The sequence below is a fragment of the Rhizobium leguminosarum genome, from assembly GCF_001679785.1.
Taxonomy (GTDB): domain Bacteria; phylum Pseudomonadota; class Alphaproteobacteria; order Rhizobiales; family Rhizobiaceae; genus Rhizobium; species Rhizobium leguminosarum_R.
The window spans coordinates 4,824,132-4,845,400 of the sequence record NZ_CP016286.1 but is presented as its reverse complement, the minus strand read 5'-3'; the positions used below and the strand labels follow the sequence as shown (position 1 = coordinate 4,845,400).

The 21,269-nt window shown below is 60.5% G+C and carries 20 protein-coding genes; 1 reads left to right on the top strand and 19 read right to left on the bottom strand.

Translation table 11 applies throughout. The features are described 5' to 3' along the window. Window positions 1-3: 3 nt before the first annotated feature. From flgK to BA011_RS23525, 12 genes are all read right to left on the bottom strand, one after another. Window positions 4-1,491 (bottom strand): flagellar hook-associated protein FlgK, encoded by a 1,488-nt coding sequence (gene flgK / locus BA011_RS23580; protein ID WP_065282211.1) that lies wholly within the window; start codon window positions 1,489-1,491, stop codon window positions 4-6. A 19-nt stretch (window positions 1,492-1,510) separates the two neighbouring features. Continuing rightward, on the bottom strand, window positions 1,511-2,815 hold the full coding sequence (locus BA011_RS23575; RefSeq protein ID WP_065282210.1) for a flagellar hook protein FlgE: 1,305 nt from the start codon (window positions 2,813-2,815) through the stop codon (window positions 1,511-1,513). Between the two features lie 123 nt (window positions 2,816-2,938). Then, on the bottom strand, window positions 2,939-3,610 hold the full coding sequence (rem, locus tag BA011_RS23570; RefSeq protein ID WP_003545558.1) for a transcriptional activator Rem: 672 nt from the start codon (window positions 3,608-3,610) through the stop codon (window positions 2,939-2,941). A gap of 280 nt (window positions 3,611-3,890) precedes the next feature. Then, the gene (locus BA011_RS23565; RefSeq protein ID WP_065282209.1) at window positions 3,891-4,448 is read right to left on the bottom strand and encodes a transglycosylase SLT domain-containing protein; all 558 of its coding nucleotides are present in this window, start codon (window positions 4,446-4,448) and stop codon (window positions 3,891-3,893) included. Beyond that, complete coding sequence (locus BA011_RS23560) at window positions 4,396-5,832, bottom strand: flagellar hook-length control protein FliK (protein WP_065282208.1); 1,437 nt, start codon at window positions 5,830-5,832, stop codon at window positions 4,396-4,398. The genes BA011_RS23565 and BA011_RS23560 overlap by 53 nt, the downstream gene beginning before the upstream one ends. Next, a complete protein-coding gene (gene motC, locus BA011_RS23555; protein ID WP_065282207.1) occupies window positions 5,829-7,124 on the bottom strand; it encodes a chemotaxis protein MotC in 1,296 nt (431 codons plus the stop codon). The genes BA011_RS23560 and motC overlap by 4 nt, the downstream gene beginning before the upstream one ends. Before the next feature lie 4 nt (window positions 7,125-7,128). After that, window positions 7,129-8,460, bottom strand: coding sequence for a MotB family protein (locus BA011_RS23550; RefSeq protein WP_065282206.1), 1,332 nt, complete (start codon window positions 8,458-8,460; stop codon window positions 7,129-7,131). After that, on the bottom strand, window positions 8,457-9,086 hold the full coding sequence (locus tag BA011_RS23545) for a hypothetical protein (protein WP_065282205.1): 630 nt from the start codon (window positions 9,084-9,086) through the stop codon (window positions 8,457-8,459). The genes BA011_RS23550 and BA011_RS23545 overlap by 4 nt, the downstream gene beginning before the upstream one ends. Before the next feature lie 201 nt (window positions 9,087-9,287). After that, entirely contained in the window at window positions 9,288-10,250 is a 963-nt protein-coding gene (locus BA011_RS23540) for a flagellin (RefSeq protein ID WP_065282204.1), read from the bottom strand. A gap of 300 nt (window positions 10,251-10,550) precedes the next feature. Then, window positions 10,551-11,462: a flagellin gene (locus BA011_RS23535; RefSeq protein ID WP_065282644.1), complete on the bottom strand. Its 912-nt coding sequence runs from the start codon at window positions 11,460-11,462 to the stop codon at window positions 10,551-10,553. 246 nt (window positions 11,463-11,708) lie between these two features. Beyond that, window positions 11,709-12,617 (bottom strand): flagellin, encoded by a 909-nt coding sequence (locus BA011_RS23530; RefSeq protein WP_017958998.1) that lies wholly within the window; start codon window positions 12,615-12,617, stop codon window positions 11,709-11,711. A 282-nt stretch (window positions 12,618-12,899) separates the two neighbouring features. Then, window positions 12,900-13,805, bottom strand: a complete 906-nt coding sequence (locus BA011_RS23525; RefSeq protein WP_065282203.1) for a flagellin — start codon at window positions 13,803-13,805, stop codon at window positions 12,900-12,902. 429 nt (window positions 13,806-14,234) lie between these two features. On the opposite strand from BA011_RS23525, the gene BA011_RS23520 reads away from it, so the two are divergent. Continuing rightward, window positions 14,235-16,208 carry a glycosyl transferase gene (locus BA011_RS23520; RefSeq protein WP_065282202.1) on the top strand — a complete coding sequence of 658 codons (1,974 nt, stop codon included), beginning with the start codon at window positions 14,235-14,237 and terminating at the stop codon, window positions 16,206-16,208. Window positions 16,209-16,351: 143 nt separating this feature from the next. On the opposite strand, the gene fliP is transcribed toward BA011_RS23520, so the two are convergent. The 7 genes from fliP to flgG are packed head-to-tail and all read right to left on the bottom strand — an operon-like array spanning window position 16,352 to window position 21,262. Then, window positions 16,352-17,089, bottom strand: a complete 738-nt coding sequence (fliP, locus tag BA011_RS23515) for a flagellar type III secretion system pore protein FliP (protein ID WP_065282201.1) — start codon at window positions 17,087-17,089, stop codon at window positions 16,352-16,354. Further along, the gene (locus BA011_RS23510) at window positions 17,086-17,592 is read right to left on the bottom strand and encodes a flagellar basal body-associated FliL family protein (protein ID WP_003545539.1); all 507 of its coding nucleotides are present in this window, start codon (window positions 17,590-17,592) and stop codon (window positions 17,086-17,088) included. Before BA011_RS23510 ends, fliP begins: the two co-directional genes overlap by 4 nt. Window positions 17,593-17,604: 12 nt before the next feature. Continuing rightward, window positions 17,605-18,321 carry a flagellar basal body L-ring protein FlgH gene (flgH, locus tag BA011_RS23505; protein ID WP_011650477.1) on the bottom strand — a complete coding sequence of 239 codons (717 nt, stop codon included), beginning with the start codon at window positions 18,319-18,321 and terminating at the stop codon, window positions 17,605-17,607. Then, window positions 18,318-18,860, bottom strand: a complete 543-nt coding sequence (locus tag BA011_RS23500; RefSeq protein WP_065282200.1) for a MotE family protein — start codon at window positions 18,858-18,860, stop codon at window positions 18,318-18,320. The genes flgH and BA011_RS23500 overlap by 4 nt, the downstream gene beginning before the upstream one ends. Continuing rightward, a complete protein-coding gene (locus BA011_RS23495) occupies window positions 18,857-19,978 on the bottom strand; it encodes a flagellar basal body P-ring protein FlgI (RefSeq protein WP_003545536.1) in 1,122 nt (373 codons plus the stop codon). Before BA011_RS23495 ends, BA011_RS23500 begins: the two co-directional genes overlap by 4 nt. Beyond that, window positions 19,975-20,457, bottom strand: a complete 483-nt coding sequence (flgA, locus tag BA011_RS23490; protein ID WP_003545535.1) for a flagellar basal body P-ring formation chaperone FlgA — start codon at window positions 20,455-20,457, stop codon at window positions 19,975-19,977. Before flgA ends, BA011_RS23495 begins: the two co-directional genes overlap by 4 nt. Before the next feature lie 16 nt (window positions 20,458-20,473). Continuing rightward, window positions 20,474-21,262 carry a flagellar basal-body rod protein FlgG gene (gene flgG / locus BA011_RS23485; protein ID WP_018072568.1) on the bottom strand — a complete coding sequence of 263 codons (789 nt, stop codon included), beginning with the start codon at window positions 21,260-21,262 and terminating at the stop codon, window positions 20,474-20,476. Window positions 21,263-21,269: the final 7 nt, after the last annotated feature.

The window sequence follows — 21,269 nt, the reverse complement described above, 5'->3', positions numbered from 1 at the left end:
GGCTTAACTCGCAATATCCAGCAATGACTTCAACATTTCGTCAACGGCGTTCAGGATCTTGGTCGCCGCCTTGTAGGACTGCTCTATGTCGAGGAGCAGCGTCAGTTCCTCGTCCAGGTTGACGCCCGTCTCGTTGGAATAGGCTTCGTCGGAGCGTGACAGCGCCGCCGAGGTGTTTTCCGCCGCCGTCGTGGCGTTGCTGCGGTACTGTTCGAGCCAGCCGAGGGAATTTGTGGCGAATTCCATGATGCTGACGTTTGAATCGATGCCGGTCGTGGCGTCGAACCCGACCGGCGTCCCCGCCGCTGGATCGAAATCGATGTCGGAGCCCAATGCAGTATAGAGACGATCGAGTTCAGTCGTATAACCGCTGGCGCCTGACGTGTTCAGGACGAGGCCAGTGGCGTTGACGCCACCATCGCGCAGGCGCATCGGATCGCCGCCTTGCGAGGTAATGACTCTGCTGCTGACCGTGATAGTCGCCGCCATGCCGGCAACCGCGGTGGCGCCGGTATCGACCGTACCGCCGCTCCAGTTGAAGAGGCCTGGCACATAGGCGGGACCGGCCACCGTGTTCTGCTCCTTGAAGAGCGAGACCAGGCCGCGGGCGACTTCGTCGAGCTGCTTCTGGAAGTTCGGGGCGATTTCGTCGCGCACCTGGAGGAGAGACTGAAGGCTTCCCTGTGCCGTCGTCGTCGATCCGCTGCCGCGCGGAAGTGCCACACCGTCGATATAGACCGAATTGCCGGTGATGGTCGCGGTATAGACATCCTGAGACTTGAACGTCACCTTGCGCGGGATTGTCTCGAAGAGGATCGTCCCGTCAGACGTGCTCAGCACCATGTCGTTATTGTCGCGCGTCGTCGTGTTGACGCCGACGATCTGCGAAATCTGCTTGAGAGCCTTCTCACGTTCGTCGAGGGCGCCGGATGCATCCGCACCCGAGGCCGTGGCGGTCTTCACCGCATTGTTGGCCTTCTCGAAGTCGCTGAGAAGCGTATTCAGCTTATCGACGTCGGTGGCGATCTGCTTGTCGGCGGTGGCGCGGACGTTCTGAACAGATTGCGAGGCATTGTTCAGCGAGTTCGCGACGTCCTGCGCGGCGGTGATGGCGCCCTGAGCGGCGACGGTGCTGCCCGGCGTCGTGCGGAAGGCCTGAAGCTTTTGCTGGAAAACACCGAGATAGGTGGATGGCGACGTTTCGTAGTCGTTGCCACCCACGATCGACTTGAGGTCCTCAAGACCGCCGAGCAATGCCTGCTGGGCACTGTCCTGAGAGGATGTCTTCAGGTATTGGCGCAGCAGCGCCTCTTCCTGCGCCCGGTCGATCTTGACGACCTGCGCGCCGTTCAAGGACGTGGTGAGCATCGCCTGCCGGCGCACGTAATCTTTGTTGCCCGCATTCGAGATATTGTTCGATACGACACTGCTCTGAGTGCCCGTATTGTTGAATATGTTCTGCGCGGTATTAAGTGCTGACGTGAGCGACATGGCTTACCCGGTACCTTGCTTATCTCTTGAGGTTGACGAGAACGTCCATAATGTCGGATCCCGTCTGGAACACCTTGGAATTGGCGGTATAGCTGCGCTGCGATTCGATCATCTCGGTCAGCTCGCCGGCGAGGTCGACGTTCGAGCCTTCGAGAGCGCCTGATTTGATCGTGCCGAGACCGTTGGTCTGCGGGAAGCCGGTGACGGTGACGCCCGACTGGCCGTTGGCGCTGTAGACGTTGCCGCTCATCAGCGTCAGCTTGTCGGGGCTGGCGACATTGGCCAGCGGAATACGATAGAGCGGCTTGGTGCTGCCGTCTTCGTATTTCGCGTAGACGATGCCGTCCCCATCAACCGTGACGTCCTTGACCGGGGTCGCTGCCTGGCCGTTCGGCGTACCGGTGCCGGAGAAGTCGGCACCGAGCTGTGTGAAGGCCGAGAAATCCATGGCAATCGTCTGGCCAGTCACCGGATCGACAATGTTAATGGCGCCGCCCGTGGTCAACTTGCCGTTGGCGTCGAAGGTGATCGTTCCGGTGCCGACATCGCCCCCGGCGGTGGAGTAGGGGAAGGAGGTTGTGCCGCCGACCGCAGCATCGGCGTTGCGGAACATTGCCACTTCCCAGGTGGCAGCCGTAGCGGGGGGTGCCGGCGGCGGCGTCACGACCGATTGCTTCGTGAAGTAGAAGTCGTACATCACCTTGTTGCCGAGACGGTCATAGGCGACCATCGAGACCTTCTTCGTGTCGGTTGTCGTGGTGGCGGCATTGGCGCTCGGCAGCGTCGCAGGAGCGACCGGAGCGACCTTGGCGTTGGAATCGAGGTTGCCCTTGAAGACACCGGATGTCGAGGCAATGGCGGTCAGGCCATCCTGGTTGACATTGACGGGAACGAGGCCGTCGAAGCCGTTGACGACGACAGCCGGAGCGCCGGAGTCGTAGGAATAGCCCATCAGCTGAAAGCCGGCGGCGTTGACGAGGTTGCCTTCGTCGTCCTTGGTGAAGTCGCCGGCGCGGGTCAGAACCGGCGTACCATCTGCACCCTGGACGATGAAGAAGCCGTCGCCTGAGATTGCAAGGTCGGTGCTCGACGTGGTGTAGGAAATATCGCCCTGGTCGGAGACGGCCTGGCGGACAGAGGTCTGAACGCCGCCGGAATTGTAATTGCCACCCGAGGAGGGCAGAACCAGCGACGAGAAGCTCGTCGACACAGCCTTGTAACCGGTGGTGTTAACGTTGGCGATGTTGTCGGCGACGGTGCTGAGGCGGTTGGCCTGCGCGTTCATCCCCGATACTGCCGTCTTCATGCTGCCGAAAATGCTCATCTGAAAACCTCGTTTTACCTGTTATGCACGAGAGTATTTGTCGGGCCTTGCGTGAAGCTGTCTGTCATGCGAGCTGCGAGGCTAACTTGAGGTTCAGCCGGGCGCCGCCGCCCGGCCGAGAAATCAGGCCCAATCGATGCAGTAACCAAGGAAGCGCTTGGAATCGACCGGATCGACGCCGAGCTTTTTGCGCAGCTTCTTGCGCAGCTTCGAGATGTGGCTTTCGACGACGTTCTCCTCGACTTCTTCATCGAAGATGCCGTAGATGGCGTTGAAGATCTGGGTCTTGGTGACCCGGCGACCGCGATTGGCGATCAAATATTCGAGGATGCGGCGCTCGCGCCGGGGAAGTGCGAAGACTTCGCCGTTGATCTCGGGGTCACGACCATCCGAGAAGACGCGGATCCCGCCGATCTCGGTGTAGTTGGTGATCGCCTTCAGCCGGCGCCGGATCGCAGCCGCCCTTGCGAGGATCTCGCGGGGATGCACCGGTTTGCGCACCACGTCGTCGACGCCGCAATCGAAAAGCGCAAGAGTGTTTTCGAGCGAGTGCTGGTCGCTGACTGCAATCACCGGCGCCATCGACCGATCCCGGATCGCCCGGGGCAGTTCGAAGTTGCGCTGGCCCTGACCGATCAGAAAGGCCTCGACTGCAGCTATATCGGAATCGGCGGCGGTCTGTACCCACTCGCCAAATTCCGCTGGATCAAAGCCGGTGGAGGGAATGCCCTCACGACCGAACAGAGATGTGTATCCATCTTTCACGAGCTCACGCTCATCAACCACTACGATCATTCGTCCGCCTCCGAATCAGTGTGGCACTTCGATGATCTATGGGTACGAATCGCACGAATCGGCGACAACTCGTTAAAGTTAATGGCAGAAACTAATAATTGATTAAGATCTGGGTAGCGATTTGATCTATATCTAGTGGGTACGCCTGATTATGCACACCAAAATTTCGTGGAAAAGTTAACAGTCGGTTAAATATGACTTGCACGGGAGATTCACGCCGGATTCCTGCCACATTGTGACACAGTTTCGTCACAATACGCCTCTTCCATCTTTGGTTGAATCAATTTCGACAAAAGTTACTCGCATTGAGAGTCCACTTGCCGTAGCCCGTGGCGACGAGATTGGAGATGACGCGGCAGACATATTGCTTCTGCGCCGGATTGTTGTTGGGTCCGGCATGGTATCTGGCTACCGCCATCGTCCATGTCTCGTGACGGTCATGCAGATTGCGGAGGAATTTTGCTGCATACTCCACGTTGCGATGCGGGTCGAACATCTCCTCGGCGGAGCGGAAATTCTCGCCGTGAAAATAATGGTTGATCTGCATGCAGCCGATGTCGATGAGCTTCGCGCCGCCGCTGCGGGCGACATCGAACTGCCGCATCGCGTCCTGCTCCGAGGGCGGAAAGATCGCCTTGCCTTCGACGTTCATGGCGTAGGGATAGAGCGAGCCCTTGCGGCCGGTCTCCGTCAGCCCAACCGAATAGAGGATGCCTTCCGGGATGCCGTATTTGGCCGCTGCCGACTGGATCTCGCGTTCGCAGGCGCCGGTGGAGGCGATCGCCTCAGAGGTAAACGCCACCAGTGCCGCTGCTGCCGCCAGAACGAGTGTCTTCAATACTGGTATCGCCTGCGCCATTGAAGCCTCCGTCCGTCCGCTGTGCCGTCTGATTTTGGCGCTCGCGCGCCTCGCCGCCCTGCCCCTGCTGAGGAAGCGACTGCTGCTGAGAGGCCTGGCCCTGATTGCCGGCGTCGGGACGCTCGACCGGCGCCATGCTGATGGTGACGTTTTCGACCGCGTAACCCTGGCTGCGCAGTGCTTCGAGAATCTTGCCGTGATCTTCCTTCATTTGACGATAGGCCGCCCCGGTTTCGACCTTGAGGTCGATGTTCAGAGCGTCGCCGGACAGGCGCATGGTCGCCGTCACCAGGCCGAGATCGAGCGGGTTCATCTGGATCTTCAGCGTATTGACCACCTTGCCGGTGCTCGTCCATTCCGCCGCGTTGGAGAGCGCCGAGCTCGGCTCCATGGCGCGCGCCCATTCGGAATCGCCGGAGAGAGCAGCGGTGACGGCGGCGGAATTCGTATTCTGCATCAGGCCGATATAGCGGCGGGATTCGAGCACCGAAACGTTTTCGACATCGGCCTTCTTCGAACCATCTTTCGGCCCGGCCTGATCGGTGCCGATGTGGACATCCATCGACACGCCGCGGCCATCGGCGCGGCTGATCCTGAATGTCTTGCCATCGGCGGCTTCGGGATTCTCCGATCCGGGAACCCTGAGATCATCCGCTTTGCCGCTCTCGACGTTGCTGCTGACGGCAGCAAGAGCGTCCGACGCATGGCCGCCCGTCTTGGCTTCGATACCATTGAGTTTCTTGTCGGCCGTCTCAGCCTCATCGGCTTTGGCGGAGACGTGATGCGCGGCTACCGCCGTCGGCAAAGTCACGGCACCCTCGGCGGGCTCCTGCTTCAGCAGACCCAGAACATCCGAAATGCCGCCGTCATCATCGTCACTCGCCTTATCCGTATAGATTTCCAACGCGTCGGCCTTGGTGTGTTTGCCACCCTTGGCTGCCGGAGCGACCTCGTCTGCGGGGCTGTCCTTCGGATCGAGCTTGCCGAAGGCGAGATCGGCCGGCATTTTGACCTCAGCCTTTACGGGCTTTGTCGTGGCATTTTCAACACTGGCAATCGTTTCCGGCTGCACCTCGGCCTGTGCCTTCAGCGCGGCGTCGCCGAGGTCGATCAACGGCTTTGCACTGCTGCGGCCGCGGTTCGTCCGCGCCGCTTTCTCGGCGCCGGCATCGGCAGCCACGCCCTGATCCGGCTGCGCATCGTCGGGCTCGCCGTTGACGGCATCGCTGCCAGCCTTGGCAAGCGCGTCGAAGAAGCCGTTCTTTTGGCCGTCAGCATCACCTTTTCCGGCCAGTCGCGCGGATTTCGCAACCGCGGTCGTCTCCGTACCGGAGGCTCCGCCCGAGACGCTTATATCCATCATGGTTCGTTGCCTTCTTGCGCCAGAAGACCATCGATCTCATCGAGCTTGGATCGACTGGTCGTCACAAATGCGTTGAATGAGGGGTCGGTATCCTGGCTTTGGCCAGTCGATACCACACCTCCCGGAACAGGCTCGGGAAGCGCGCCTGGCGCTCCCGTTTTCATGGCTATCGCCGCAGCCTTTTCAGAAGTGATTTCTTGATGATCAGTGTTAGGATTGGAGGCTTGCGTCAAGCTTGCCGGGTCGGGAGCGCGCAGGATCTGCTCGGCAACGGATCGCGCCGCCTCCTGCAGCGCCTGATCCCGCCGCGAAAGCGCATTGCCGTCGATGCCGCTGACATTCTTTGCTGCCTGATCGATATCCTCCGTGGGAAGGCCGGCCATGCCGCCATAGAAATCCGCGAGCGGACCGAAAGCATTGTCGGTGCTGCCGCCAAGCGACTGCACGCGTCCGACCGCCATGCGCGCCAGCTCCGGCTTGCCTGATATAGCGGCGGCGCGGGCAATGCGCAGATAAACCTCGCGTTGGCGCGGTGCGTCCATGAAGGACAGGATGTCGATGACATCCTGCGGCTTTACGTCGTGATCGTGGCCGACGACGAGGGTGACGAAAAGATCGGCGAACTGGCTGGCATAGGGCGAATGCAGGAAGCGTCTGACATAGCGCTGCGAATAGGCCATTCCCTTGTCGAGCATCCCCTTGTCGACGCAAATGGCGAGTGAGCGGCGCAACGCCGCCTCCTCGACGATCGTGCCCGGGGCGGCAAGACGCGCCTGGTCGTAGAGATCCAGCGCGTCTGTCGGTTTCGTCGCGATCAGCACGTTGCCGCCGATCAGCGCAAGGTAGGGGCCGATCTTCTTGTCGCGATATTCCCTGGCCGTCTCCTGCAGCGTCTTGGCGACGAGGAGGCCCTTGCCGCTCAGATATTTGCGCAGCACGTCGGTGACACGGTTGTCGAAATAGCCGTTGACGTCGTGGGCGATCAGATATTCGAGCGTCTGCGGATTGCCGCCGCTCATCGTGTAGATCAACGCTGCGTCGACATTGCGGTCGTCGTCGAAGATCGACGGTTCAACGGTGCGCAGCCGCGTGTCGATCGTGCCCAGCATGAAGCGCTGCATCTCACCGGCCGAATGATCGCCGGTAACGACGGAATCCTGCACGAATTGCAGCGACCGCAGCATCTTATACGGCGCGAGATCGTCCGGATCCTGCGCTTTGGCTGCGGCCGGCGAAAGCATCGCCAGGCCGAGAGCCACAAATCCGACGTAGCGATGCTGCCGACGCGCCATTCGACTATCCTTGATCCGCCTGCACCAGAATCTCGATCCGGCGGTTGGTGGCGTTGAACGGGTCAGACGGCAGTTTCAGCCGACGGTCGGCAAAGCCGGAGACCTGGGAGATGCGTTTCTCGTCGAGCCCGCCGCGCACGAGCATGTAGTAGGCGCTCTGGGCGCGGTCCATCGAAAGCCGCCAGTTCTCGTTCTGCGTGCCCTTATACTGGCGACCGTCCGTGTGGCCGCGGATGGCAACCGCACCACCCCTCTCCTTCAGGATCGCGCCGATCTTTTCCATGGCGAGCACCATTTCCTGCCGCGGAACCGCAGAACCAATATTGAACATCGAATCGTCGGCCTGGTCGGAGATGCTGACCAGCAATCCGCCTTCGGACGCCGTCACGGTCAGGCCTTCGGCAAGCTTGCCGGCCACGCCGCCGATCTGCTGGGCGATCTGCGCCTGCAGTTGCTCGGCTTCCTTCTTCTGCTGCTGCTCGGTCTCGGCGGCACTCTTGTCCGCATCCTTCTGATGATCGGCGTCCTTTTGAGCTTCGGCCTTCTTGTCTTCGGGCGACTTGCCACCCGGCGTCTTGCCGTCCTTGGCTTCGGCCGCGCCCTTGGTTTCCTTCGTTTCCTCGGTTTCCTGGGCGGCCTTCTGATCGGTGGTCAGCGGTATCGGCTTGGCGTCCTCAAGCTTGGCGATCTCGGTCGTCTCGCTCTCGACCGCCTGGTCGTCGCTCTTGCCGGGCGGCAACGGCTTGCCGGCCGTCGAGACCTCGATCTGCTTCGTCCAGAAATCCGGATCGAAGGGATCACGATAGGCCTCGCCGCCATCGGCGCCGGTGGCCGGGCCGGAATCGGCGGCACCGCCATCACCCTTGGCGCTGACATTGGCCTGCTGACCGACTTCCTGGGCGATCTCGGCGAGAACCGAATAAGGGTTTTCGAAGAAATCGGCCTCGGAATAATTGGTTTGGTCGCCGGAGGTCGATGTCTGGTCGTCACCATCCGCCGCGGCCTTGCCGTCGTTCGGATCTTCTTCCTTCTGTTTCGACTTCTCCTGCTTCTCCTCGCCCTCGGCGTTGTCGACGGGCTTCTTCAGGCCCTTCTCGGTCGGCTTTTCGTCGGAAAGTTTGATCGGATTGAAATAGGTCGCGACCGAGGCCTTGGTCTCCTCGTTGGCGGCATTGACCAGCCACATGACCAGGAAGAATGCCATCATCGCCGTCATGAAGTCGGCATAGGCAATTTTCCACGCACCGCCATGGGCGCCATCGTGATCACCGCCGCCATGTCTCTTGACGATGATGATCTCGTTCTTGCCGTGGTGGTGGTTTTCGCCTTCGCTCATTCCAGAACTTTCTTCAAGCTGGCCGCCCAGGCGGACATACGGGTGACGATGACGGAATCACCGATTTCTATGGCAAGATCGATATCGTCGGTCTCAAAGTGGCGAACCGCGCCTGCATGTTCGCCGAGCTCGGCCTTCAATATGTCGAAAAGCCGGGTCGGGCCCCTGACGACGATCGCTCCGGCCGCGCCTTCGAGGATCGCATCACGCAACAGCGCGGCGAGGCTTTCGGCAGCCTTGGCGGCGAGCGCTTCCGTCATCACAGGCGCGATGACCTGGGCAGCGCCGGCGCTGACCAGCTGAGCGACCTCTTCGGCAATATCGCGGATGCGGGATGCAATGACCGCCGCAGCCTCGACTTCGTAACGCAGCTTCAGTTCCTCGAGTTCTCGCGCATGGACCTCCGCCAGCGTCCGCGCCTCGCGTTCGTATTTCTCGGTCAATTCCACGGTCGCTGAGGCATGACCTTCCGCATAGGCTTCGCGGCGCTCCGCCTCGACGTCGATCGCCGGTTCGCTCGGCATTTCGGGGAAATCGTCGCCGCCGAAATCGTTGATGTCGAGGATCGGCGCTGACGATTCCGGTTCACCGAAATCCTTCAAATACCGGGAAAGCGTAATGCTCATAAAAACCATCCAGCATTCGGGAGGCATGCAGCATGCCCGCCCCCGCTCAAAGTGACCTTGCGCGCCGGCATCCCCTTCGAAACGGGCAAGGGCCTGACCTTGCACCGGCACGGATTCGGACGATGCCTTCATGCCGGAAACTAGGCAGTCAAACTTGCGCGAGGATGAATGGCGCCGCCGCCACCCGTGATCGCGCCCACCCTATTCCAGCAGGATCAGGATCTTGCTTGCGGCCGTGTTGAGGATCGAGATCGCTTCGACGGCCATCTGCTTCTGGGTCTCGATCGCCTTCTGCCGGATCGAAGCCTCGTCCATGTCGGTATCGACGAGCGCGCCGACGCTCTTGTCGATCGAATCGGCTAGATCGGCGGTATAGTCGATCTGATCGTCGATGCGCGTCTTCATCACGCCGATGGACGCGGCCGTCGTCGTCAGCGAGGAGAGAAGCGCGTCGGTGACGTCAAGCATGTCGGTGAGTTGCGCATCGGTCGTGTTGTTGTCGATCGCAATTTCCGTACCCGTCGCCGGCGTGGTCGAGTTGGCGTTCAAAAGGTAGTAGTTGCGCGACGTCGCGCCACTGTTGTTGATCGCATTGGCATCGACCGACTTGGTCAGCAGGCCGCCGCCCGCATTGTTCTTGTCGATGAGGATGGTCTGCGACGATGGGAAATCGATGGTCTGGGCCTGATATTCGCCGGTCGGAGCGCGCACGAAACCAGAGATGACCTGCCATGTCGGCGGCGCAGCGGAGTCGCCGTTCAACAGCCAGTTTTCACCCGCAAACGACGTCGATTCAACGATCGTCTGCAACTGCTCTTTGTATTCGCTGATCTCGGCGTTGATCTTGTCCTTGTCGGCGCCGGGCTCTCTTGCCGAAACCAGCTTGGCGCGAATATCGCCTATGAGATCGATCGCCGAGTTCATCGCCGTGTAGGTCGCATCCACCTTGGCGGCACCGAGACCGAGCGCATCGCCGATCGTTCCGAGATTGGTGCTGTCCGAGCGCATGACGGTCGCGACCGACCAATAGGACGCATCGTCGGCGGCCGTCTCGATACGATATCCCGAGGACACTTGCTGTTGGGTCTGGTTGGCTTCTTTGTTGATGCTGCGCAGCACCGCAAGCGCATTCACCGCGGCCGCGTTGGTAATCTTAACGGTCATCGACAGGTCTCGGAATCGGGGTGAAAGGGCAGGCCGGATTGCCGGCGGCGACTGAGGTGGCATCATGCCTCCGGCAGGGTTTCCGCCGGTGTGTCGCAAAAGCAAATCAACTCGAGGCAAAGTTAACTCGATACCAACCTGTTGGGCAAGTGCGCGGCACTGAGCGCGGCGTGGCGATCGCCATTTCGATCAAGCCGTTGATATAAAAGAAAGAACCGCGCCATTTCGGGCGCGGTCCGGGATACTTTGCGCTTCCTGCCAGACGACGGCGCAAGATTGGGTCCAGCTTCAGCGCCTGATTTAGCTGCGGAACAGCGTGAGGATGTTCTGAGCGCTGGAGTTGGCAATCGACAGTGACTGGATGGCGAGCTGCTGCTGCGTTTGCAGCGCCGTCAGCTTGCTCGATTCCTCTTCCATGTCGGCATCGACGAGGCGGCCGACGCCCGATTCGATCGAGTCGCTGAGCGCGCCGACGAAGTTTTCCTGCAGATCGATGCGCGTGGAAATCGAGCCGAGCTGCGATGCAGCCTTGGTCATCGCCTCCAGGCCGGCCTCGATCGACGTCAGGGCCATGGAGATCTCAGCCGAGCCGAAAGTGCTGATGTCCATCGAGTAGATCGAGCCGATCGTACCGTATGATGTGCCGATGATGCCGGAACTCGTGTCGATCACGCCGGCCGAGGTCATGCCGAAGAGGACGTTGCCTGTGGAGCTCGAGTTCAGGATGTAGTCCGTCGTCTTGACGGAGACATTGCCATTGCCATCACGCACGAAGGTGGAAACGACGCTCCTGGTGCCGTCGGCGCCGGCAACCCAGTTTTCACCGGAGAAGGAAGCCGATTGCGCGATGCTCAGGAGCTGCTGCTGCAGCTGGCTGATTTCTTCCTGGACCTTGGTCTTGTCGACGCCCTTTTCGGTCGCGGCGACGATTTTCGCCTTGATTTCGCTGATGACGTCGATGGCGCTGTCCATGGCAGAGTAAGCGGTGTCGACCTTGGCGGCGCCGAGGCCGAGAGCGTCGGAAACAGCTCCGAGAGCCTTGTTGTCCGAACGCATGGTCGTTGCGATCGACCAATAGGCGGCGTTATCGGCTGCCTTTTCGACGCGGTAACCCGACGATACGTGGTTCTGCGTCGTCTCCAGGCTGTCGTTGATACCACGGAGTGTCTGAAGAGCGGCCATCGCCGCGACGTTCGTCAAAATGCTGGTCATGAAATGATTGCCCCTTGTCGGCATGTGGAAAAAAGGGACATTCCGGAAAGGTACCGGGAACGGGAAGCAGCCTCATGCCTGTTAACCGGTTCTTAAATTTGGTTAACTCTCCGTCTCGTTGGCCGCAGAAGACAGCATTATGGTTAATCATTGGTTAACGGAAATTAAAAAGCCGCGCTCCATCGGAGCGCGGCTCTATTCCGTGATGTCCGCCGAAGACCGGCGGGCCGATGTTTCTGCGGGTTATTAGCCGCGGAACAGCGTGAGGATGTTCTGCGAAGAGGAATTCGCGATCGACAGCGACTGGATTGCCAGCTGCTGCTGGGTCTGCAGGGCGCTGAGCTTGGAAGATTCTTCTTCCATGTTGGCGTCGACGAGGCGGCCGACACCGGAGTCGATCGAGTCGCTGAGCGCGTTGACGAAGTCTTCCTGCAGGCCGATGCGGGTGGAGATCGAGCCGAGAGCAGCGCCGGCGCTGGTCATGGCCTTCAGAGCCGATTCAACGTTGGTCAGAGCCGTCTGGATCTGGCCGAGCGTGAAGGTGGTGATGCTCATCGAGTAGACCGAGCCGGTAGCGCCCGACGAGGTGCCGAGGATACCGGTGGAGGTTTCGACCGAGCCGCCGCTCATGCCGAACAGGACGTTGCCGGTGGAGGTGTTCGAGAGAACGTAGTCGGTCGTCTTGACCGAAACGGCGTTGGAGGCGTCGCGGACGAAGGTGGAAACGACGCTCTTGGTGCCGTTTGCGCCGGCAACCCAGTTTTCGCCCGAGAAGGAGGCTGACTGAGCAATGCTCAGGAGCTGCTGCTGCAGCTGGGTGATTTCTTCCTGGACCTTGGCCTTGTCGACGCCGTTTTCAGTGGCGGCAACGAGCTTAGCCTTGATGTTGCCGACGACGTCGATGGCGCTGTCCATGGCGGAGTAAGCGGTGTCGACCTTGGCGGCGCCGAGTCCGAGAGCGTCGGAGACAGCCGAGAGAGCCTTGTTGTCCGAACGCATGGTCGTGGCGATCGACCAGTAAGCGGCGTTGTCGGAAGCCTTGCCGACGCGATAGCCGGACGAAACGTGAGCCTGGGTTTCCTGGAGGCCCTGGTTGATGCCACGGAGAGTCTGGAGGGCTGCCATTGCAGCGTTATTGGTGTTGATGCTCGTCATAGTTTGCTTGCCCCTTGTTGGCAGATTTTAAGAAGGGACATTCCGGATTTTCGGCCGGCCCACAGCGATCAGCATCATGCCTGTTAACCATTCCTGTTAGGGTTAACTCGCCGTTTCGATGGGCCTAGATGACAGCAAGATGGTTAAGGAAAGCTAAATTCGAATTGGAAATAGCGTAAAAATATCTGAGGCTTAGAAGGATTTTCATTAACCTTATGTTAAAACATTTCGCGGCCGGGGATGACCCGGCCGCGAAACTTGGAAGCCTTGTGCCGACCGGTCTTAGCGGAAGAGCGACAGGATGTTCTGCGAAGAGGAGTTCGCAATCGACAGCGACTGAATTGCCAGCTGCTGCTGGGTCTGCAGGGCGCTGAGCTTGGAGGATTCTTCTTCCATGTTGGCGTCGACGAGGCGGCCGACACCGGAGTCGATCGAGTCGCTGAGCGCGTTGACGAAGTCGTCCTGACTGTCGATACGCTTGGAGAGCGATCCGAGAGCTGCACCGGCGCTGGTCATGGCCTTCAGAGCCGCTTCAACGTTGGTCAAAGCCGTCTGGATCTGGCCGGAGGTGAAGGTGGTGATGCTCATCGCGTAGATCGAGCCGGTCGCGCCCGACGAGGTGCCAAGGATACCCGTGGAGGTTTCGACCGAGCCGCCGCTCATGCCGAACAGGACGTTGCCGGTGGAGGTGTTCGAGAGAACGTAATCGGTCGTCTTGATCGAAACGGCGTTGGAACCGTCGCGGACGAAGGAGGATACGACGCTCTTGGTGCCGGCTGCACCAGCCACCCAGTTTTCGCCGTTGAAGGAAGCCGATTGAGCGATGCTCAGGAGCTGCTGCTGCAGCTGACCGATTTCTTCCTGGACCTTGGCCTTGTCAACGCCGCTTTCGGTGGCGGCAACGAGCTTGGCCTTAATGTCGGTGACGACGTCGATGGCGCTGTCCATTGCGGTGTAAGCGGTGTCGACCTTGGCGGCGCCTACGCCGAGAGCGTCGGAAACAGCCCCGAGAGCCTTGTTGTCCGAACGCATGGTCGTCGCGATCGACCAGTAGGCGGCGTTGTCGGATGCCTTTTCGACGCGATAGCCCGACGAAACGTGGTTCTGCGTCTGGTTGAGGCCCTGGTTTACGCTACGCAGCGTCTGGAGAGCGGCCTGTGCGGAAGAATTGGTGTTAATGCTTGTCATAAGTCTGTCCCCTGGAAAACTAGATACAAAAGGAGGACATACCGGACTATAGTACCGGCGATGACGGACCAGCTTCATGCTACTCGGCGCCTTTTTGTTTGGCCCAAACCCGTCATGTCCAGGGCAATTTCGCAGCCAATGCTTGCCAACTTCTTAAAAATACAGACCCTCGGCCGGCTCCTTGCGGGGCATAGTTAATGCCTTCTCACAAGGCTTAGTTAATGCCTGTTGAAGATAATTTTTGGCATCCGAATTCAAGCGGCAAAAGAGAACTTTACCGGCGAAAGGAGCGCTTTCCTGGGATAGTCGAGGCTTTCCGAACAAAGCAGGCGCTCATCGCGCCACCGGTTTCAAGCAAGCTTCGAATGACAGTATGGTAGATGCCGGGATAGCATCATCGGACTGACCCCATTTTGGGGACGACGGTGCATGCGCGCTTCGGCGATCGACAGCCATGCCAGAACATTTCCTTCACGGAGTTGGGTTTTGAACAGCAAAGTTTCGTTCTCTGCGGCATCCAAGGATTACCAGATGGGCCGCTACACACAGTCCTTGGCGACGCTCAATCAGCTGATGGATATCCAGCAGGACGCCAAGACCTATGCGCTGCTGGCCAAGAACCTCCTGCAGCTCGGCTTCAAGGCCGATGCCGCGAAAGCCTATGGCCTGGCCGGCAACTGTGAAGGACCGAATTCCTACGAATATCAGAAACAGGCTGCCAAACTGCATTACGAGACCGGCAACGAGGACGATGCTCTGCTGATCGCCATGCGAAACCTCGCCAAGGCCCAGGAAGACCCGGAGCTTGCCTTCATCATCACCGCGATCTATCTGAAGCGCCAGCAGCGGGATATCATCCGGCCGTTCAAAACGGTGCTGTCGCAAAGCCAAAATCCCGATCATATGCGCCTGGCGGCCTTGCTTCTCAGCGACGATCTGAACGACCCAACCAACCAGAGCCTCTCGCGCAACCTCTTCAAGCGGTTTCCCGGCAATCTCGCATTCCGCTTCCTGCATCTGGTTTTCGCCCGCGAATTCAATGAGTTCGAAGAGGCTAGCAAACATCAGGCGGTGATCAACGCTGCACTCGCAAAGGGCGATGTCGAGATCCTGCGCAAGGACAACCCGTTCTATCACCTGCACTGGTGCGGCAACGAGGACTTCAACCGGTATGCGACGATCGGCTTCGCACCCCTCAACCCGGAACGGGTGTCCTTCCGCCGCAGCCAGCCGCACAGCTGGTCGGACAAGATCCGGATCGGCTACATGTCATCGGACTTCTGGGATAGCCACGCGACGATGAAGCTCTTGCAGCGCATCCTTGAACTGCACGACAAGGACCGGTTCGATGTGACGCTCTTCTGCCATACGGGCCCGGAGTACCTCGAGCACAATACTACCGACCGCAGCCGCTGGGGCCGGATCGTCACCGTTCACGGCTTCTCCGATCAGGCCGTGCTGGAAGTGGTGCGCGAGCACAATATCGACATCATGGTCGACCTGAAGGGCCATACATCAGGCAGCCGCGCCACGGCCTTCAACCTGCCGCTGGCACCGGTGCATGTCGGCTGGCTCGGTTTTCCCGGCAGCACGGTCAATATCGACCTCGATTACGTCATCGGCGACCATTCGGTATTGCCCGAGGCGGCAAAGCCCTTCTATCACGAGAAATTCTGCCGGCTGCCGGAGAGCTACCAGCCGAACGACCCGATGCATCGTCCGAAGCCGCGTCCTGTCCCCCGCGAGCAGCTCGGTCTGCCGGAAGATGCGTTCATCTTCGCGTCCTTCAACGGCAACCGCAAAATCACGCCGGAGACGATCGACAGCTGGTGCCGCATTCTCAAGCGCGCGCCGAACAGCGTGCTCTGGCTGATGGCGAATACGCCGCGCAACCAGGCAAACCTCTTGAAGCAGTTCCAGACGGCGGGCATTTCGCCCAAGCGGATCATCTTCTGCCCGCGCGCCCCTTACGAAGAACATATCGACCGTCAGCAGGCAGCCGACCTCGGCATCGATACCTTCCCCGTCAACGGCCATACGACCACCTCGGAGCAGCTCTGGGGCGGCCTGCCGGTCCTGACCGTCAAGGGCACGAACTTTGCTTCACGCGTCAGCGAGAGCCTGCTCAGGGCCATCGATCTGCCCGATCTCGTCGCAGCCGACCTGCAGGCCTATGAGGATATGGCTGTCGAACTGGCTGAGAATCCCGGGCGGATCGCCGAATACAAGGCGCATCTCAGGGAGAAGCGTTATATCGCGCCGCTCTTCGATGCCGAACGGTTCTGTGACCATCTGGAGAAGGCCTATGAAATCATGGCCGAGCGTGCCAAGCGGGGTCTTGCACCCGATCACATGGATATTCCGGCGCTGCCGCCGCGCACGGCACCGTTCGCGGCCGAGTGAGACTTTTCGACCACGACTGCGCCGCGCGTCTTTCAGAGACGTAAAGGACGCTTGGCACCTTGAATTGCTGCATAATGAAAGAACCCGCCGGAGCAATCCGACGGGTTCTTTCATTGGCGAAAAATCCAAGCGGCAGCAGCCGGTCAGCTGAACGAGCGCACCAGGCTGCCGACGAGCAGGTTCCAGCCGTCGATCAGCACGAAGAAGAGAATCTTGAAAGGCAGCGAGATCGAGGTCGGCGGCAGCATCATCATGCCCATCGCCATGGTAATGGTCGCGACGATGAGGTCGATGACGAGGAACGGCAGCACGACGAGGAAGCCGATTTCGAAGCCGCGGCGAATCTCGGAAATCATGAACGCCGGGATCAGCACGCGGTAGTCGATCGGATCGGTCGTCTGGATATTCTGTCCGCGTTCGCGCGCCAGGTCGACGAAGAGCGCCAGATCCTTGTCGCGGGTATTGGCCGCCATGAAGGTGCGGAAGGGTTCGCCGATACGCTGGACCGCCTCGGTCTCGTTGATCTGATTGGCAAGCAGCGGTTGCACGCCGCTCTGCCAGGCCTGATCGAAGGTCGGCGACATGACGTAGAAGGTCATGAACAACGACAGCGACAGGAGGATCATGTTGGAGGGCGTCGAGGAGAGACCCATCCCTGAACGCAGGATCGAAAAAGCGATGATGAAGCGCGGAAAGCTCGTCACCATGATCAGGATACCCGGCGCGACCGAAAGAATGGTCAGTAGGCCGAATGTGCGGATGATCCAGGCGGCGACGGAACCATCGACCGGCAGGTTCAACAAGTCAGTCGGCAGCTGCTGTGCCACCGCCAGTTCCGGTACCGCCATCATGGCGGCAAGGAAAACTATGAGACGAATCATTCGATGACAAATGTCCTGAACATGACCTTCGATACCCGCCCTTGCGAGCGAAGGTCAACACGTTCCTGGATGTCATCCTTGAGATATTGAAAGCCCCGCGGTCCCTCGATCTGCTGGAGGGAAACGGTCCTGATATAGGCGAGGATATCCTGGTGAATATCCTCGGAAACCTTGACATCCGGCGGCCCGTTGAACAGCAGCGCGACTTCGAGTCGCACCCAGTTTTCTGAAGGGTAGGCGAGGTTCGAGGTGATCGGCTCGAGCTGGACGACGTTGTTGGCCTCGGTCGAGATGCGCGCCAGGCCTTCCTCGGCCTTCTTCTTCGCCTCCGCATCCTTGGCCTGCTCGACCTCCTTGGCCCCTTTGATGTTGGGCGCGACGATCGTGCCGACCGCCCAGCCGCCGCCGGCGCCGAGCAGAGTCAGGACGGCGATGCCGATGATCGTCATCAGCGAGCCGGATTTCTTCTGCGATTGACCTGCGCTTGCGTCTGGTTCTGCCATCGTCGTTCAGCCTCAAAGCGGCGAGAAAAGATCGACGGCCTGCTGGCCGCGCGGAGGCTGCTGCACTTCCATCAGACGGCCGCGGCCACCGTAGGAGATGCGGGCTTCGGCGATCTTGTCGTAGGAGATCTGGTTGTCGGCATTGACGTCCTGCGGGCGAACGATACCGGCGACATTCAGGATGCGCAGCTCCTGGTTCAGGCGGACTTCCTGCGAGCCTGATATGACGAGGTTGCCGTTTTCGAGAATGCCGGTGACGACGGCGGCGACCAGAAGGGTGAGCTTGTCGGTGCGCTCGATCTTGCCCTTGCCGTCGGTGCTGGTGTCGGAGCCATAAGTCAGGTCGGTCTTCGACTCGGGCGTCCAGCCGAAGATCTGGGCGTTGACGTCCCAGTTCATGCCGCTCGAATTCGTGCGGCTGCGGTTGGTCTCATTGTCGAAGGAGGCCTTGTCGTTGATCTGGATGTCGACGGTCAGGATGTCGCCGACGTTGAGCGCGCGCGCATCCTTGAAGAGGGCGGCCTGAGAATCGCTCCACAGCGAATAGCCCTGCGCCACAGCACGCGGCTGCTTCGGATAAAGCGCCATCTGTGGTGTCTGGCCGTAGGCGAGGCCGCTGCCGATCGGGCTCATGGCAGGCGCACGGCCGATCTCGCTGACCGCCGTCGGAGACTGGCAACCTGCAAGGAGTGCGAGGGCGGCGATCGCGGCCGGGAAACGCATATTCATGAAGGATCCTTCGACGTATTGGGATCGGACGCACTGGCAATAACGCTGGCGATGACCGCGGCTTTCTCAGGGTCCATCTCGTTGAGGATGAGGCTCGACTGACGCGGGCCGAGCCGCATGATCACGGCGGAGGCCACCTCGATCTTCATGTCCTGCAACTGGAGTGCGGCCGCATCCGGCTTCATCTTCCTGTAGATTTCAGTGAGGCCGGCTTCCGCCTGCTTCAGGAAATCGTCCCGCCGTTTCAGCCAGTCCTGGTATTCGGCCTTGCGCTTGTCCATTTCCGCCATGCGGGCGTCGATGTCGGCGCGAAGCTTTTCCAGCTCCTGCTTCTGCAGGAGGTAACGCTGGTCGCGGGCAGGCTCTGCAATGTTGGTGCAGAACTGCTTGATCTCGTCCTGGGAGGTGAAGTCGCCTGCCGGCGCATGTTCCTGCGCGAAGGCGCTGGGGATCGACAGAAGGACGAGGCCTGCGGCCGGCAGCGCCAGCCGGCGCAGCAATTGCAGAACCGTCATGTCAGGGTTGATGATATCAATCATTGCAGCACAAGCTCCGCCTGCAGAGCGCCTGCCGACTTGATGCCCTGGAGAATGGCGATGATGCCATCCGGTTTCACACCGATATTGTTGAGGCCGGCGACAAGCGTCCTGAGATCTGGACCGTCGATGATGGCGACGCGCCCGCCAGTCTGCTCGGCCGCGATATCGGTCTGCGGCTGGACGGCGGTCCGGCCGCGCGAGAAGGGTTCGGGCTGGATGATCTGCGGCGTCTCGGTGACCTGGACAGTCAAGGTGCCGTAGCTGACGGCGACCGGCGAGACGCGGACGTCGGAGCCGATAACGATCGTTCCGGTGCGCTCGTTGATGACCACCTTGGCCGGCGTATCGGTTTCGACGATGAGGTTTTCGACGTCGGCCATCAGCCGGGTGAGATCGGCCGCGCGCGGCTTCTGGATCACGACTTCCTGCGAATCCTTGGCTTCGGCGACCGGGCCGCCGAAGCGCGCCGAGGCATAACCGTTGACGATGTCGGCGATACGGATCGCCGTCGAGAAGTCTGGGTTGCGCAATTGCAGGACGAGATTGACCGAGTCCTTGAAGCGGGACGGCAGTTCACGTTCGATGATCGCGCCGCCGGGCACGCGGCCTGCGGTGGTGACGCCTTCGGTCACGGTCGCCGCCTGGCCCTGCGCCTGGAAACCGGAGACGATGACAGCGCCCTGCGCGACGGCATAGATCTGGCCGTCGGCGCCGGAAAGCGAGGTCATGACGAGCGTGCCGCCGCGCAGCGACGTCGCGTCGCCGAGCGAGCTCACCGTCACGTCGATACGACTGCCGGGACTTGCGAAGGGCGGCAGGTTGGCGGTGACCATCACGGCCGCGGTATTCTTGGCGTTGGACTGACCGCCCTGCGTCGAGATGCCGAGATTCTGCAGCATTGCCCGCATCGACTGCTCGGTGAACGGCGAGGCACGGAAGCCGTCGCCGGTTCCCTGCAGGCCGACGATGAGGCCATAACCGATCAGCTGGTTATCGCGCCCGGCCTGAAGGGAGGCAATATCCTTGATGCGGGAGGTCAGCGCCCAGGCGGGCGCGACATCGGCCAAACTCATGGCGAGAACCGCGACAAGGGTGACGAAACGGAAGAACAATTTCATTTTGCCCTCACATGGACCGTGCCGTCCGCAAGCACCGTGCCGCTGACGATGACGCCGGAGTCCATATTGCGCGCGCGAACGACCTGCCCGATCGTGCCGTCTTCGAGCGGCGTGCCGGCGGCGGAGATCGTCATCGCGCCGAGCGATAAGACCAGGCGGATCGAAGAACCGCGCGTCACCGTATAGGCCTCGCGCAGACCCGAAACCGAAATCGTGCGGCCCGGCAACAGCGTGCGCTTGGAGACCATGCCTTCGACCTGGGAAATGGATTTGGCATAGTCGCCGGCGAGGTTGGGGTTGGTGACCTCGACCTCCTGAAGCTGGCTCGACGACAATGTGTCGCCGGGGTAGATGATCGTCGTCGGGACGACGGCATAACCCATGCCGGCATCCACGTCCGCGGGCAAGAAAATGCCCGCGACTGCGATCGTGGCTGCCGCCACCCATCCTGAGATGTGTCCTGCCCGGCAAAACATCATGTTTCGGCCCTTCCCTTTACTTCAGGTTCTTGCTGACGATGGAGGCCATTTCGTCAGCGGTGGTGATCACCTTGGAATTCATTTCGTAAGCGCGCTGGGCCGAGATCAGCTCGGTGATTTCCTTCACCGGGTCGACGTTGGAAGATTCCAGATAACCCTGCTTCATGTAGGCGAACCCTTCCTCGTCAGGATTGCCGATGACGGCTTCGCCGGAGGCCGGCGTTTCCTGGAAGAGATTGTCGCCGAGCGGCTGGAGACCCGCCTCGTTGACGAAGTCGGCAAGCGTCAATTGACCGAGCACGGTCGCATCCGTCGCACCCGGCAGCTTGGCCGAAACCTGGCCGGAGCGGCTGATCGTCAGCTCGGTCGAGCCCGTCGGAATGGTGATGCCGGGAAGGACCTCGTAGCCGTCGATGGTGACGAGCTGGCCCTGGTCGTTCTTGTTGAAGGCGCCGGCGCGGCTGTAAAGCGTCGTACCGTCGGTCGACTGGATCTGGAAGAAGCCCTTGCCGATCAGCGCCACGTCGAGATCGTTGCCGGTCTGGGTCAATTCGCCCTGGAGATGCAGGTTGCGGACCGCCGAGGTCTGGACGCCGAGGCCGATATTGGCACCTTCCGGAACGACGGCCTGGTTGGCGCGGTTGGCGACACCCTTGGCACGTTCGGTCTGGTAGAGAAGATCCGAGAATTCGGCGCGGGCGCGCTTGAAACCGGTCGTATTGATATTCGCGATGTTGTTCGCGATGACTTCCAGATTGGTCTGCTGGGCATCCATGCCCGTTGCTGCGATGGCGAGCGCTCTCATGTGTTCG